General features: G+C 38.4%; 15 protein-coding genes and 1 other annotated feature. Of the genes, 11 read left to right on the top strand and 4 right to left on the bottom strand.

Features of this window, described 5'->3' with window-relative positions:
* The first annotated feature begins 39 nt into the window (after nt 1–39).
* Genes AAG186_RS08635 through AAG186_RS08615 form a run of 5 tightly spaced genes read left to right on the top strand, consistent with a single transcriptional unit; the run spans nt 40 to nt 4317 of the window.
* The gene (locus tag AAG186_RS08635; protein WP_342621661.1) at nt 40–555 is read left to right on the top strand and encodes a hypothetical protein; all 516 of its coding nucleotides are present in this window, start codon (nt 40–42) and stop codon (nt 553–555) included.
* 22 nt (nt 556–577) lie between these two features.
* Nucleotides 578–1522 carry a nucleoside hydrolase gene (locus AAG186_RS08630; RefSeq protein ID WP_342621660.1) on the top strand — a complete coding sequence of 315 codons (945 nt, stop codon included), beginning with the start codon at nt 578–580 and terminating at the stop codon, nt 1520–1522.
* 25 nt (nt 1523–1547) lie between these two features.
* A complete protein-coding gene (locus AAG186_RS08625) occupies nt 1548–2099 on the top strand; it encodes a Sir2 family NAD-dependent protein deacetylase (protein ID WP_200542885.1) in 552 nt (183 codons plus the stop codon).
* Between the two features lie 42 nt (nt 2100–2141).
* A complete protein-coding gene (gene mnmE, locus AAG186_RS08620) occupies nt 2142–3482 on the top strand; it encodes a tRNA uridine-5-carboxymethylaminomethyl(34) synthesis GTPase MnmE (RefSeq protein ID WP_342621659.1) in 1341 nt (446 codons plus the stop codon).
* Nucleotides 3483–3525: 43 nt separating this feature from the next.
* On the top strand, nt 3526–4317 hold the full coding sequence (locus AAG186_RS08615) for a TatD family hydrolase (RefSeq protein WP_342621658.1): 792 nt from the start codon (nt 3526–3528) through the stop codon (nt 4315–4317).
* Between the two features lie 255 nt (nt 4318–4572).
* Here the strand turns inward: AAG186_RS08615 and AAG186_RS08610 are convergent, their stop codons facing one another.
* The 4 genes from AAG186_RS08610 to AAG186_RS08595 are packed head-to-tail and all read right to left on the bottom strand — an operon-like array spanning nt 4573 to nt 8275.
* Nucleotides 4573–5361: a MetQ/NlpA family ABC transporter substrate-binding protein gene (locus AAG186_RS08610; RefSeq protein WP_342621657.1), complete on the bottom strand. Its 789-nt coding sequence runs from the start codon at nt 5359–5361 to the stop codon at nt 4573–4575.
* Between the two features lie 10 nt (nt 5362–5371).
* Nucleotides 5372–6043: a methionine ABC transporter permease gene (locus AAG186_RS08605; protein WP_161636860.1), complete on the bottom strand. Its 672-nt coding sequence runs from the start codon at nt 6041–6043 to the stop codon at nt 5372–5374.
* Nucleotides 6036–7097, bottom strand: coding sequence for an ATP-binding cassette domain-containing protein (locus tag AAG186_RS08600; RefSeq protein WP_200548966.1), 1062 nt, complete (start codon nt 7095–7097; stop codon nt 6036–6038). The genes AAG186_RS08605 and AAG186_RS08600 overlap by 8 nt, the downstream gene beginning before the upstream one ends.
* Nucleotides 7094–8275, bottom strand: a complete 1182-nt coding sequence (locus AAG186_RS08595; RefSeq protein ID WP_331836581.1) for a M20 family metallopeptidase — start codon at nt 8273–8275, stop codon at nt 7094–7096. The genes AAG186_RS08600 and AAG186_RS08595 overlap by 4 nt, the downstream gene beginning before the upstream one ends.
* Before the next feature lie 33 nt (nt 8276–8308).
* Nucleotides 8309–8548, bottom strand: a binding site (T-box leader).
* 90 nt (nt 8549–8638) lie between these two features.
* Between AAG186_RS08595 and AAG186_RS08590 the strand changes: the two genes are divergently transcribed.
* The 6 genes from AAG186_RS08590 to ispE all read left to right on the top strand — a co-directional run bounded on the left by AAG186_RS08590 (nt 8639) and on the right by ispE (nt 14017).
* Entirely contained in the window at nt 8639–9997 is a 1359-nt protein-coding gene (locus AAG186_RS08590) for an aldehyde dehydrogenase family protein (protein WP_342621656.1), read from the top strand.
* Between the two features lie 298 nt (nt 9998–10295).
* The gene (locus tag AAG186_RS08585) at nt 10296–10763 is read left to right on the top strand and encodes a QueT transporter family protein (protein WP_125163916.1); all 468 of its coding nucleotides are present in this window, start codon (nt 10296–10298) and stop codon (nt 10761–10763) included.
* 163 nt (nt 10764–10926) lie between these two features.
* The gene (locus tag AAG186_RS08580) at nt 10927–11733 is read left to right on the top strand and encodes a 3D domain-containing protein (protein ID WP_003774258.1); all 807 of its coding nucleotides are present in this window, start codon (nt 10927–10929) and stop codon (nt 11731–11733) included.
* Between the two features lie 95 nt (nt 11734–11828).
* Nucleotides 11829–12386, top strand: a complete 558-nt coding sequence (gene rnmV, locus AAG186_RS08575; protein ID WP_161636855.1) for a ribonuclease M5 — start codon at nt 11829–11831, stop codon at nt 12384–12386.
* On the top strand, nt 12370–13182 hold the full coding sequence (rsmA, locus tag AAG186_RS08570; RefSeq protein WP_200542892.1) for a 16S rRNA (adenine(1518)-N(6)/adenine(1519)-N(6))-dimethyltransferase RsmA: 813 nt from the start codon (nt 12370–12372) through the stop codon (nt 13180–13182). The genes rnmV and rsmA overlap by 17 nt, the downstream gene beginning before the upstream one ends.
* Complete coding sequence (gene ispE / locus AAG186_RS08565; RefSeq protein ID WP_125163920.1) at nt 13175–14017, top strand: 4-(cytidine 5'-diphospho)-2-C-methyl-D-erythritol kinase; 843 nt, start codon at nt 13175–13177, stop codon at nt 14015–14017. The genes rsmA and ispE overlap by 8 nt, the downstream gene beginning before the upstream one ends.
* Nucleotides 14018–14086 lie beyond the last annotated feature (69 nt).

Below are 14086 nucleotides of genomic sequence, written 5' to 3'. Positions count from 1 at the left end.
ATAAAATGATAATGATATCGTAACATTAGAGGTGAAACTATGAAACAAGAACGACAAAAGGTGTTGGATCAGTCTAATCGGAAGAACCAACGTCTACTGAAAATCGCAGTCGTATTATTTTTAATTGTTCTGGGACTTCTAGTCTATCAAAAGTCACAAGTTAACGATCATACTAATCAAGATGATTCACTTGTTCAAAATATATCGATTCCAATCAATGTATTGGGTGATGTCTTGAATGAAAATGCAGATGCATTTTACCAAAATCTTGTAAAATCTGAGACCATTCGTTCCTATCATCTAAATCCAATTGATCTGTGTGAGAGCGATAATCAAAAGATTCAATCTCAAATTTATGTGGTAAACATTGAAAAAGAAAATCCTGAAACCAAGGAAAAAGAATACAAACCGGAGTACTTATTATCCGGAGCGGTAGAAATTGTGTATGATAATAATGAGGTAAAGGGATACAGACGATGGATTGAGCGCTCTGAAACAATTGAAGGGATTCATGAATTCGTTAAAGCACGTCAATTAACGTGCTCTATTCCGTAATCAAGGGAAAAGAGGGGAAGTTATGAAAGTTATTTTAGATGTGGATACTGGGATTGATGATACCTTTTCAATAGCCTATATGTGTGCGCAAAAGGATGTATCGTTAATTGGTATTACTACAGTTTATGGAAATATTGATGTTGATCAAGCGACACAAAATACGTTGGACTTACTCTACTATTTTAAGTGCGAAACAATTCCCGTATATCGTGGGTGTACGCATGCGCGAAGTGATGAGGCTTATGAACATCTAGCCGGCGGCATTAAGTTTCATGGCAAGAATGGAATTGGGAATGCTGTCTTATCACCATCTCCAATACTTGAAAATTCAATCCATGCGGTTGATTTTTTAATTGAGTCAGCTAAGAAGTATGGAAAAGAACTTGTAATCATATCATCGGGACCACTTACAAACTTGGCGAGAGCCATTGAACGAAATCCTAAGGCGATGGCAGGAATTAATAATCTTGTTTTAATGGGTGGTGCATTGAGTGTTCCTGGAAATGTCAGCAAGTTTGCGGAAGCAAATGTTGCACAAGATGACTTAAGCAGCAAGATTGTCTTGGGAAGTTCAATCCCAATAACGATGATTGGTTTGGATGTTACGACACGTGCAATTATTACCCATGAAGACATCAACCATTGGACAACATCGGCGCCCGAACTTTATCAAATTATTCAATATTATTTGGACGCTTATAAAGATGCATATCCAACGTGGGGGGGATGTGCCTTGCATGACCCTCTCGCTGTTTTTGCGGCACTTCATCCTGAATTTGTAACCGGACCGACTGTAAACGTCGAAGTTCTGACAGACCCTGAACAAAAAGGACGAACGATTTTGGATACGCATGCGTATCAGGTTGGGAAAACACCAAATGTTAAGGTTGCACTCGATGTGGATATTGAACATTTTAAGAAATCTTTATTGGGGGATATCGATTCACTACTTGATTCAATATCGTGATACAATAATTTAAAGGAGTGGTTTGATGATTTTAGCATTCACAGGTGCAGGAATTAGTAAAGCATCCGGAATTAATACGTTTATGGAACAACCTGAGATTCGAGATCGTTTGCATCGTAGCTTTGCGACACAAAATCCGAAAACATATTGCGAAACAATTTCAGAAATGTATTATATGATTCAAAAAGCGGAACCCAATGATGCTCATTTTGCATTGGCGGAATACAAGATTCCTATTATCACGATGAACATTGATGGCTTACATGAGAAAGCTGGAAGTACACCAATTGCGTTACACGGGACCATGCCCAATGAAAGTGAACTTGCATATGCAGATAAACTTTTTAATAAACCCGTCTTATATGGCGATCCGGCACCTAATTATCGACGTGCGTATGAAAAAGTTGATGCTTTACGAGAAGATGATATCTTTCTTGTGATTGGTGCGTCACGTTTTACCGCAGTCGCAACTGATTTGCGTGAAATTGCATATGCAAATGGAGCGGAAATCATTGAAATTCAGGAAAACGCTGTTGAGCAAGTTCGCGAGACACTTGAATCCCTAAAACACGATTAAAAAAGAGAATTCATTGCGCATTCTCTTTTTTTTACCTATAATATGCGTATGATAACAGATACAATAGTAGCAATTATAACGGCACTGCAAGAAAGTGCCATCAATGTTTTAAGAATAAGTGGAGTCGATGCCATAGAAACCGTGAATCAGATATTCTCTCGGGATCTTGAACAAGTCGATTCACACACCGTTCATTACGGTCATATTATTGACCCTGTGAACAAACAAGTTGTTGATGAGGTACTCGTCAGTGTTTTTAGAGCGCCTCGAACTTATACACGAGAAGATGTTGTTGAAATAAGCTGTCACGGTGGTGTTTTAGTGACCAAAAAAATATTAAGTCTTTGTCTGTCTGTAGGCGCACGGATGGCAGAACCAGGCGAATACACCCAACGTGCATTCCTTAATGGACGTATTGATCTTTCGCAAGCAGAATCAGTTATGGAATTGATTCAAGCTCCAAATGAGTTTGCGCAAGAACTTGCAATTTCTGGGGTCCAAGGAAATGTACGTAAATTAATTGAGCCATTACTTGAACGTTTAATCCAAATGATTGCCAATATTGAAGTAAATATCGACTATCCTGAGTATGATGATGTGGAGGTCTTAACAGAAGCGGTAATTCTCCCGGATGCAAAAGAATTTCTAAAAGATCTTGGAAAAATTCTAAAAGAATCGCAAAGTGGTCGTATCATGAAAGAAGGGGTCAAGACGGTTATCCTTGGAAAGCCCAATGTTGGTAAATCAAGTATTCTTAATGTCCTTCTTGAAGAAGATAAGGCAATCGTTACGGAAATAGCCGGAACAACACGCGATCTGGTCGAAGGTTGGATTCGGTTGGAGAATGTAGCTCTTCATTTAATTGATACAGCAGGCTTACGTGATACCGGTGACCGCATTGAACAAATCGGAATTGAAAAAAGTCGAAAAGCGCTTGAAACTGCCGAACTTGTCATTGTTGTTTTTGATGCATCGCAACCCAGAGATCAAGAAGATCTTGAGTTATTAGAAGCAACTAAGCACAAAGAACGCATTATTGTATACAACAAAAAAGATCTTGTAGAGCGAGCTCCCGATGGTCTATACGTCAGTGCTTTAGAGGCAGATGTTCATGAACTCGTTGATGAAATCAATAAGCGGTATGTCGAACATACGAAAGCCTTATCGAAACCCACACTGTCAAATGAACGTCATATTGCGCAGGTACAAAAGAGTTATCTCGCAATGCAGCGTGCTATTGAGGCGTTGGAATTTGGAATGGAGCTCGATTTAGTAACGATTGATTTAAATGAGTCGTATGTAGAACTTGCTTCAATTATTAAACCGAAGAAGGACATTAATGTGCTTGATGAAATTTTTGCGCGTTTCTGTCTGGGTAAATAAATTTTGGCTCCTTACGGAGCCTTTCGTATCATAAGTTAGGAGTATGAAAATGGAATATGGTTGGATTGATTCGCATGCCCACATTGCCTCCAAAGGATTGGTTGAATCTTTTGAAGCATTGGTCATGAATGCGAAGGCCGAAGGTATTGATAAAATATGCATTATCTGCGGATCGGTAGAGGAAATTGAAGATGCACTTGAAAAAACAAAAACAAATCCTGAGATGTTTGATTTAGCGATTGGAATTCATCCTTGTGATGTGAAGGATTCAAAAGAAGAAGAACTTGAAAAGATGATGACCTACATCAATCATCCCCAAGTTGTTTGTGTGGGTGAGATTGGCTTGGATTATTATTGGGATGATTCAAACAGAGAAGAACAAAAAGAAATCTTTAAAAGACAAATTTCGATTGCGAATGAGTCGGGTAAGCCTATTGCGATTCATGTTCGTAATGGGGAACTAAATGCTATGGATGATGTCATTGCTATTCTTAAAACACATCCTGCAGCAGCATCCGGAATTGTACACTGTTACAGTGATACAGTTGAGAATGCCCAACATCTTTTTGATATGGGATTTTATATCGGTGTTGGTGGTATTCTCACCTTTAAAAACGGTCAAAATGTTCGTGATGTTTTAAATATCGCGCCAATAGATCGCATCTTAACTGAAACAGATTCGCCTTATTTGGCACCAGTACCGAAACGTGGAAAACGCAATGAGCCGGCTTTTGTTCGTTATACTGGCGAGAAAATAGGGGAACTGAAGGATTTGACACCACAAGAAGTTCGAAAACAAATTCATCAAAACTATAAGCAACTCTTTAAGCGATAAAAAGGAATTCCACCAAAAAACACCGATGACGCTAACACTAAATAAAACACGACTGTGTAAATATTTCGTTAAACGTCATCGGTGTTTTTTTGGTGTCTAAAAAAATGAAGCGCAAAACAAAACAAAAAAGGATACGTTCATGGGAATCATGTCGAACGCATCCATAATCTTGGGTATCGTAGTGCTATCAGATATAAATGTTTTTTTGATTTGGTATCAACTTAATTAGTACGCGCATCTGAGACTTACTTCCCTTTAGAATACAGGGACTGAAGCACCACTTGTTTCTTCAATAATTAACGCCTTCACAGCATCTGTTTTATACAGTTCCACAATACGTTTTAAATCATCGCGATCCTTATCTTCTGTACGAATTGCAATGAGGTTTACATAGTTTGCATTCTCTTCGGTTAGGGTTTCTAGTTTTAAAGCATCGCGATTCGGCGTAAATCCTGCATCAACCGCAATTCCAGAGTTAATTGCTGCAAGGGGAACTTCTGCGAGCGCTCCAGGAAGGTTTGATGCTTCTAATTCAAAAATATCAAAATTATGTGGATTTTCAATGATATCTTTTTTATCAGGAAGTTTCGCATCGTTTAATTTTAAGAGACCGTGTGTTTGAAGTAATTGTAATGCACGTGCCCCATTTGTTCGATCACTTGGAATGGCAATTTTATCACCCTCTTTTAATTCTGAAAGGTCGCTAATCGAACGAGAGTAAAGACCAAGTGGTGAGTAGAATGTATCCGCAACCGCTGTGAGTTCATAGCCATTTTGTTGGCTCTCATCTTCTAAGTAAATGTGGTGTTGGAATGCATTCATATCAATTTCTTTAGAATTTAGAGCTGCATTGGGTTGAGGATAGTCTGAGAAATAAACCAGTTCGATGTTGATACCTTCCTGAGCGGCTTGCTCCACAACATAATTCCAACTCTTTGTTTGGTCGCCACCATGAAGTCCGATACGTACGACATTTGATTTAGGTTTGGAACCACAACCAACAAGTGTTAATAATGTAACAAATAAGATTAGTATTTTTTTCATAAGTTTCTCCTTAATGTGATGTTTTCTTTATAATGAAATTACCGACTGATTGAATTACTGATACAAAAATAAGAATTACAAGAACTGCTACAATCGAAATGTCAGTATTATATTTATTATGACCATAGCGGATGACGTAATCCCCTAATCCCCCTCCACCAACAACACCACCCAGTGTTGTAAGTCCGAGAAGACTGATGAGTGTGATGGTTGTAGAGCGAACAAGAGAAGGGATGCTTTCCCTTAAATAAACCCGTATAACAATTTGTAAGGTTGAAAGACCCATGGATTGTGCCGCTTCAATGAGACCGCGGTCGATTTCAGATAAACTTAAATCGACCTGTCGAACGAAGAAAGGTGTGCATCCGACGACTAGGGGAAAGATGGTACCTTCAACACCGATCGCGGTGTTAGAAACAATTTTTGTGATTGGAATCAGTGCCGTGAGTAAGATTACAAATGGAATCGAGCGAAAGATATTTACAAAAGTATCAAGAACACTATAGATCAACCGATTGGGTTTTAAACCGTCCTCGCGCGTTAATACAAGAATGACACCAAAGAAAAGACCCGCAAGGATGGAATAGATTCCTGCTTTGGTAAGCATGTATAGGGTTTGTTTAATGCTTTCGATAAATTCAGGCCAATACTGAATAAGATTTGGGACAAGATTGTTAATCATTTTCGATAACCTCCACATTAATGTTGCGACTTCGTAGATTTTCTAATGCTTCCAATTTACGGTATCCAGATAAAATAACGAGCATGGTACCCACAATTTCATTTTGAACGATTTCGACATTGGCATGTATGATGCTTGCACTAACATTGAACTGCTGTGATATCTCTGAAATCACGGATTCACGTGTATTTGAACCAATAAAGTCAATGCGTACAAGACTTTGGTCCGCTTTTAAATCTAAAATTTCTGGATTTGTTTTAAAGAGTTCAATGGTTTCAAGCGTATTTGTAGTTGTATCCACAAAATCTTTGGTAATTTGTGCAGAAGGATTCGCAAAGATATCCTTGACCGTATTAACCTCTTTTACTTCCCCATCTTCCATGACCGCAACACGATCACAAATATCTTTCACAACATCCATCTCATGAGTAATAATTACGATCGTAATTCCTAAAGTGTTATTTACTTTCTTTAAAAGTTTTAAAATCGTTTTTGTCGTTTGTGGATCCAATGCGCTGGTTGCTTCATCACAGAGTAGAATATCGGGGTCATTAGCGAGCGCACGGGCAATCCCTACCCGTTGTTTTTGACCACCTGATAGCTGGCTGGGATATGCGTTTGCTTTGTCTTGGAGACCTACAAGTTCTAGGAGGCCTGTTACTTTTTGATTTAAAACTGCTTTTGAAAGTTTTTGGTCTTTAAGGGGAAAGGCAATGTTTTGGAACACTGTTCGCGATCGCATAAGATTAAATTGTTGGAAGATCATACCAATTTTTTTGCGTTGCTTACGTAATTGTTGGTTTTGGAGATGTCTTGTTTTAGCATTCGCCTTTGTCAGATTGGGATTAAGAAGCGTACCATTTACAATGACGTCTCCAGAGGTTGGGTGTTCAAGTAAGTTAATGCAACGTACAAGCGTACTCTTGCCGGCACCACTAAATCCAATAACGCCAAAGATTTCACCTTTACCAACTTCAAGAGAGACGTTTTTAAGTGCATGAACCGTTCGATCGTTTGTTTGGAATGTTTTGTTGATGTTTTGTAGTTTAATCATGATTGATTCGAAATCCTTTCTTGGTGTTCGTTTTTTATTGCCTGTAAGAGATCAGGACTTAAAATTAAATCAAGCGCTGTCAGTGCGAGCAGTTGTGCTCCAAGTTGAATGGATTCAAGTCCCTGAGGGCTACACGCTGCTGCTTTAAATTCAGGACTGTGACCAGCGATAAAAGTATCGGATATGTTTATGGTTGGCTGAATTGTAGGGACAACATAGCTTACGTTCCCAACGTCACTGGATCCAAATGTGGAACCATCGCGACTTACAACATGATGACCATAATCTTGAAGGTGTTTAAGGTAGAGGTTATCAAATGAAGGGGTAATGATTGTATCATCGACAGCATTTTGGAATAAGCCAAATTCATACTCACATCCAGTCGATAACGCTGCCCCTTTTACAATATTTTCAAAGCGAGTATAAACATCGCGAAGTGTGGAGCGGGTATTTGCTCTGAGGTAAAAGCGTCCTTTCGCATATTCAGGAACTATATTAGGCGCGACACCACCATCGGTAATAATACCGTGGATCATGACATCTTTAGGTAGGTGTTGACGCATGGCGTTACTTGCATTGAAAACTTGAATAAGCGCTTCAAGAGCATTAATTCCTAATTCAGGCGCTGCAGCCGCATGACTGGGTTTTCCAAAAAACGCAACATCTACGGGGTCATTTGCGAGGGTTTCAACCGTGAGGCTGTGTAAGTGACCGGGATGGACGCAAAGTGCTGCATCCACATCATCAAAGTAATGATCTCGGACAAAGCTTGCCTTGGCGCTTCCATTGGTTCCGCCTTCTTCTCCAGGTGTACCGTAAATACGAATTTCACCACCGACCTCATCAATGAGTGATTTAAGGGCAGTTGCGGCAAGGATTGATGTAACACCGAAGAGATTATGCCCACAGGCATGTCCAATACCGGGTAATGCGTCATACTCCGCAAGAAAGACAATAACTGGGCCGGTTTTCTCTGCTTGATAACGGGCATCAAATCCTGTAGGATGTCCGGCAACCCCAACCGTGACGTTAAACCCTTCTTGAGTACAGAGCGTGCTTAAACAGTTGCAAGCATAGACCTCTTCATTACATATTTCCGGATGTGCATGAAGATCCAATGCGATTTCTTTATAATGATCGATGCGTTTGAGTACTGCAGATTCAATATTCTTTTTCATAGACTTCCTCCTGACAAATAAAAAACGCCCATCCCAAAGGATGAGCGTGCTCATGTTACCACCTTAATTTATTAATACCTCACGGATATTAACCTCTTCAAGTTCTATCAAACTCTATCGCTTTAACGGGCGCTCCCGGCGTAGCCTAAATCTTTCGAATTCAACTACACAGCTCCAAGGCCATTTTCAGTACGCTTCCATTCATCTGCTCTCACCAATACAGACTCTCTGTAAAACTTTTCACGGACTTACTTTCCTTTTCATTGCTTTTCATTATTATGTTCCAAAATGTAATATTTGTCAACCAATTCATTTAACATTTCACATTGAGTGACTTATGATGTACATAAGGAGTGTGATTCTATGAACCTACTAGAAAAGCAAAAACGATATTTTAATTTACAAAATACAAAACCAATTGCATTTAGAAAAGATGCATTAAATACACTTGAAACGGCACTTAAGGCATATGAAAACAAGATTTATGATGCATTTAAAATCGATTTAGCAAAACCTGAAATGGAGGTATATACGACCGAACTTGCAGTGGTATATCGATCCATTCGCGATGCGCAAAAAAATCTTGGGCAATGGATGAAACTTCAAAGGGTTAAAACACCCATGGTTTTAGTGGGACGAAAAAGCTATAAAATGTATGAGCCTTTAGGAAATACATTGATCATAGGGCCCTTTAATTATCCCTTACAACTCGTTCTTGTGCCCCTTGTAGGAGCGATTGCAGCGGGAAATACCGCGATCATCAAGACATCCGAACTGACACCCAAAATTTCAAGCGTAATACATACTATGATATCAGAATTTTTTTCTGAAGAGTATATTGCGGTCGTGGAAGGGGATGTGACGGTGAATCAAGCATTACTCAAACTTCCCTTTGACTTTATTTTCTTCACCGGGAGCACGCAGGTTGGAAAAATCGTGATGCAACATGCTGCAGAACATCTTACACCGGTAATTTTAGAGTTAGGAGGGAAAAGTCCTTGTGTGGTAACCCAAAATGCAAATATTACATTAAGTGCTCAACGAATTGCATGGGGTAAATTTTTAAACAATGGCCAAACATGTGTTGCACCGGATTATATCCTTGTCTCAAAAAAGAACGAAGCGGCCCTTACACAAGCACTTATCAAAGCAATTAAAGCCATGTATGGGGATGATTATCAAAATAACGAAGATTATGGAAGGATCGTGAACTTAAAACACGCAGAACGACTTAAAAAGATAATTGAAGCCCATCAACAAGATATTGTATTTGGTGGCAAGACGGATGGAACATTTATTGAACCAACCTTGCTATCCCTAAACCATGCGGAGGGACCCGCAATGGAGTCTGAAATTTTTGGACCGATTCTCCCCATTATTTCATTTGATACACTGGAAGAAGCGTACTCAATCATCGAAAAAAATCCCAAACCATTATCCTTATATATCTTCACTGAATCTTTTGAAGAACAAGACGCCATTTTAAATCGCATTCAATTTGGTGGTGGCTGCATCAACGATACAATTTTACATCTTGTGAATGATGCACTGCCTTTTGGAGGTATTGGAAATTCTGGCATAGGAACCTATCATGGATTTTCGAGTTTTGAAGTTTTTTCAAACTGCAAATCAATTATGAAATCAAGTGCAATACCACTATCAGTGATGTATCCACCTTACCGAAAAACAAAATTTAACTTAATCCAAAAGATATTTCGATAAACTGCATCAAGTTTGAATTACAATACGCGTTCTATAATAAAAAAAAGTTATGAGTAAAAGAAGCGTTTCATTAAAATAGTGAAATATTTTTTCAAAAAAAGCAGGGGGTATTCCCTTCTAAAAGCGCAAGATTTTTACACAAAATATATTGCCCTATATATAAGGATAGAAAAATTGAAATAATTGGCACCTTTTAGATCAAAAAATATAAATTCAATAAAACGTGAAATGCACAATTTATAAAATTAATTTGAAAGACTTATGATATAATACAAACGAAATGAAGAGAGGTAATAATATGAAAACAAAAGATTTAGCCTTAGAGGCATTAATTGCGGCAGTTTATATCGCAGTTACCGTGCTTCTAAAACCGATTTCATATAGCTTTATGCAAGTTCGTATTTCAGAAGTGATGTTGATTTTAGTTCTATTTAATCGAAAACATGCTTATGGATTAATAATTGGTTGTTTACTCGCGAATTTTGTGAGTGATGCGGGGATTCTGGATGTCATTTTTGGTACATTGGCAACGGCAATCACCTGTTTCTTAATGAGTATTACAAAAGATGATCATTTGGCTCTTGTGTGGCCAGCTCTTGTGAACGGAATTATCGTTGGCGCAATGTTGGGTTATGTTCTCAATGTTCCGTACTTACCGGCTATGGGATGGGTATTTTTAGGCGAATTTATCGCCACATTTGTTCCGGGTATTTTCTTAATTAAGCCACTAAAGAAAAATACCAAGATGCAAGAAATATTTGGATAATCACATAATTTCCCACAATTCAAAAGATAACTCGGAAACTCACTTAGATAGTGAGTTTTTTAATTTCACAATGTCTTCACAAACAAGCGAAACGTAAAATTATTTGCCAAACAAATATTCTTATGCTATTCTTCTCAAGTCTTTTTTGAAAGGAGACATTTTAATGAAGAAATACTTAGTGATTATCTACATGGTGGTCATGGTAACAATCATTAGTGGGTGTGCCGTGAATGCGGATGCCAATGTGGATATTACCTATCCAGTACTAAATGACATCGCTGAAAATAGCGATGAACCTTATAGGTTTAAAATAAGCGAAAAAATTGAAGATTTAGAAGAGCCTGGTGTTGAAGAACGCGAAGCTTCTGAGGTTGTGTCGGGTGGAGCCAGTTGGATCTATGCGAAGACACAAGATGGTGTACGTGGTACAAAAACAACAAAATACAAAGAAACATATAACATAAAAGACGAATTGTTATCACGTGTTGAAATTCCTGAAGCGGCTGTTATCGAGCCAACAACCCCTACGCTTTACGAAGGGGGTCAAAAAGCTCAAGCAGGTGCTTACTATGAAGCAAGCCGTATTACTCGATATGGTGTTGACTGTGATGGCTGTAATATGAACAGTGCGGGCGAAGGTGGTACAGCTGCCGGAGTTCGTGTAAGTACTACAGCAGTGCAACAAGGCGATGGTTCTTGGTTGCCAGGAATTACATATAACGGATATTACATCATTGCAACATCAAGCTCAATTCCAATGTGCTCGATCGTTGAGATATCAAACCACACAGTAAGTGGTAAAGGAATTGAGTACAATGTACCGTTCCGCGCAATTGTATTAGATCGTGGTGGTGCCATTCAAGGGTCAAAAATTGACCTGTTTGTGGGTACAGAAACCAATATGGGTGTAACCCAAGGATCTGTACAGAATGCTCATGTTGAAATTATAAGTGTGGGTAACGGCTGTTAAAGCTTATGATAGGGTCTTAAGTAGCCAAAGGTCCTATCCACAAAGACCGAGTATACTCGGTTTTTTTTGTTTTTAAAACATGATATAATTGACCCATGAACAAACTAAAGATACAAGAAGTAATTGTTGTAGAAGGAAAGCATGACAAGGAAAAAATCCTTAAATGTGTTGATGCCGATGTTATTATGTCCAGTGGCACACACATGTCAGCAGATTTCTTGGCATTATGTAAAAGATTGAATGAAGAACGCGGGATTATTGTGTTTACCGATCCGGATGGGCCTGGTGAAATGATTCGACGTCGTATTATTGAGACGGTCGGAACATGCAAGCATGCATCGCTTCATGTCTTACAAACAAAAAAGAAACAAAAAGTAGGCATTGAACATGCAGACTGTGATGATATCGTTGAGGCATTAAGTACATGCTCTACTTTTTCATTAAACAATCAATCCTTAACGCTTCAGGAATTCCAATCTTTGGGACTCAGTGGCGCAAGTGATAGTGCATTGCGTCGTGATTTGTTGTCGGAGGCATTTCGTTTTCCTAAGTCAAATGCGAAATCATGCCTGAAATATCTAAATATGCTTAATATTACGAAAGCAGACTGCCTAATGGTTTTGAAAGAGAGTAATTATGAAAACAATCGCTAACTATTCCGTAAGTATGGAATTACTACGTCGCTATGAACGACGCGCAAAGAAACACTTTGGACAAAATTTTATCATTGATCCTTCTGTTGTCCGTAATATTGCATCACAAAGTGGTGCGGGTGGGACTGTTTTGGAGATTGGTCCGGGTTTAGGAGCTTTGACGCAACAACTCGCGGAAACATATGATCACGTCGTTGCTTATGAAATTGATCCTCACATGGTTGAAATCTTAAACGAATCACTTGAGGAATACGATAATGTGAAGGTCATTCATCAAGATTTTTTAAAAGCGGATTTAAGTATGTATACAGAACCCATTACGGTTTGTGCGAATTTGCCGTATTACATCACAACCCCAATTCTTTTTAGATTGATGGAGTTGGATATTGTTGCAATGACGATTATGGTTCAAAAAGAGATTGCAGATCGTCTTGGCGCAAGTCCACAAACAAAAGATTACAGTTCTCTTTCGATTCAAATGCAATATTATTTTGATGTAAAGACGGTTTTAAAAGTGTCTAAGGAATCGTTCCATCCAAGACCGGGTGTGGAAAGTATTGTCATTAAACTCACACCGAAACATCAAACAATGCCGTATGATGAGAAAATATTCTTTGAATTTGTTAAGAAGTGTTTTCAGTTTAGACGTAAGACATTAGTGAATAATTTAAAAACGATTGATAAAGATGTTGATTATGCGGGTGTTTTAGAGTCGCTAGGGCTTGAAACAAACATTCGTGCGGATTACTTAACGTTTGAGGACTATCTCCGTCTTTATGGAGCTTTATATGCGTAAAAAAGCGTATGCAAAGATAACACTCTATTTGCACGCAGAAAAAAGGGTCGATAACATGCTTCACTTCAAGAACATTATCGTCCCTATTGATCTTTTTGATATGGTTTATCTTGAGAAGCATGACACCATGCACATCGAAACGGATAAAACATATTTACCGAATGATAAACGAAATACTGTTTTTAAAGCACTCATGATTATGAAACGTCAATTTAATCTCGAAGATAATTTTAAAGTGCGAATCGTTAAAAACATACCTGCACAAGCAGGTCTTGGTGGCGGTAGTGCTGATGCCGCTTGTGTCATACGAATGATTGATGAGATGTATCAATTAAACCTTACAAATCAAGCGTTGATTGATATTGCACGTCAAATCGATGAAGATACGCCCTACTGTCTTTTTAATCAACCCATGGTTGTGGAGGGAATTGGCGATATCTTAACCCCTTTAGATTTAGATATGGATCTCTATTACCTACTCATTAAACCCAGCTTTGGAGTGAGCACAAAGTCGTTTTTAAAACGTTTTAAAGACTTTACAGACTTAAAGATGTTTAATCGTTGTCTCGAGGCAATTCATGCCAATGATTATAAGGCTTTAGTTGCGAATACACATAATGATTTTCAACACCCTGTTATTAAACGCAATACACGGCTTAAAAAAGTTGTGCGAATCCTTGAAAAACAAGGGCTTGAAGGCGTTTGTATGAGCGGTAGCGGAACATCCATTTATGGTCTATCCAATCAAAAGGAAAAAGTCATGGAGGCATATGAGGCGCTCGTTTTAGATTATCCCTTTATAAAATATGGAAAGATTTTAAAAACAGAAGATTAATCTGAGTTCTTGTTTTCACAAAGAACTCTTTTTTTTATGATTATTTCTTGAAAGTTGATTTAAAAACAC

Source organism: Erysipelothrix sp. P66 (assembly GCF_038682365.1).
GTDB classification, from domain to species: domain Bacteria; phylum Bacillota_I; class Bacilli_A; order Erysipelotrichales; family Erysipelotrichaceae; genus Erysipelothrix; species Erysipelothrix piscisicarius.
Note: the sequence above shows the minus strand (reverse complement) of the source record. Positions and strands in the feature narration are given on the sequence as shown.

Bases quoted from the DNA above. Each gene is read 5' to 3' on its own strand.
- AAG186_RS08580 (WP_003774258.1), top strand. From the start codon at position 10,927: ATGAAGAAATACTTAGTGATTATCTACATGGTGGTCATGGTAACAATC.
- AAG186_RS08605 (WP_161636860.1), bottom strand. From the start codon at position 6,043: ATGATTAACAATCTTGTCCCAAATCTTATTCAGTATTGGCCTGAATTT.
- AAG186_RS08600 (WP_200548966.1), bottom strand. From the start codon at position 7,097: ATGATTAAACTACAAAACATCAACAAAACATTCCAAACAAACGATCGA.
- AAG186_RS08590 (WP_342621656.1), top strand. From the start codon at position 8,639: ATGAACCTACTAGAAAAGCAAAAACGATATTTTAATTTACAAAATACA.
- AAG186_RS08610 (WP_342621657.1), bottom strand. From the start codon at position 5,361: ATGAAAAAAATACTAATCTTATTTGTTACATTATTAACACTTGTTGGT.
- AAG186_RS08630 (WP_342621660.1), top strand. From the start codon at position 578: ATGAAAGTTATTTTAGATGTGGATACTGGGATTGATGATACCTTTTCA.
- ispE (WP_125163920.1), top strand. From the start codon at position 13,175: ATGCGTAAAAAAGCGTATGCAAAGATAACACTCTATTTGCACGCAGAA.
- AAG186_RS08625 (WP_200542885.1), top strand. From the start codon at position 1,548: ATGATTTTAGCATTCACAGGTGCAGGAATTAGTAAAGCATCCGGAATT.
- rsmA (WP_200542892.1), top strand. From the start codon at position 12,370: ATGAAAACAATCGCTAACTATTCCGTAAGTATGGAATTACTACGTCGC.
- AAG186_RS08615 (WP_342621658.1), top strand. From the start codon at position 3,526: ATGAAAATGGAATATGGTTGGATTGATTCGCATGCCCACATTGCCTCC.
- rnmV (WP_161636855.1), top strand. From the start codon at position 11,829: ATGAACAAACTAAAGATACAAGAAGTAATTGTTGTAGAAGGAAAGCAT.
- AAG186_RS08585 (WP_125163916.1), top strand. From the start codon at position 10,296: ATGAAAACAAAAGATTTAGCCTTAGAGGCATTAATTGCGGCAGTTTAT.
- AAG186_RS08595 (WP_331836581.1), bottom strand. From the start codon at position 8,275: ATGAAAAAGAATATTGAATCTGCAGTACTCAAACGCATCGATCATTAT.
- mnmE (WP_342621659.1), top strand. From the start codon at position 2,142: ATGCGTATGATAACAGATACAATAGTAGCAATTATAACGGCACTGCAA.
- AAG186_RS08635 (WP_342621661.1), top strand. From the start codon at position 40: ATGAAACAAGAACGACAAAAGGTGTTGGATCAGTCTAATCGGAAGAAC.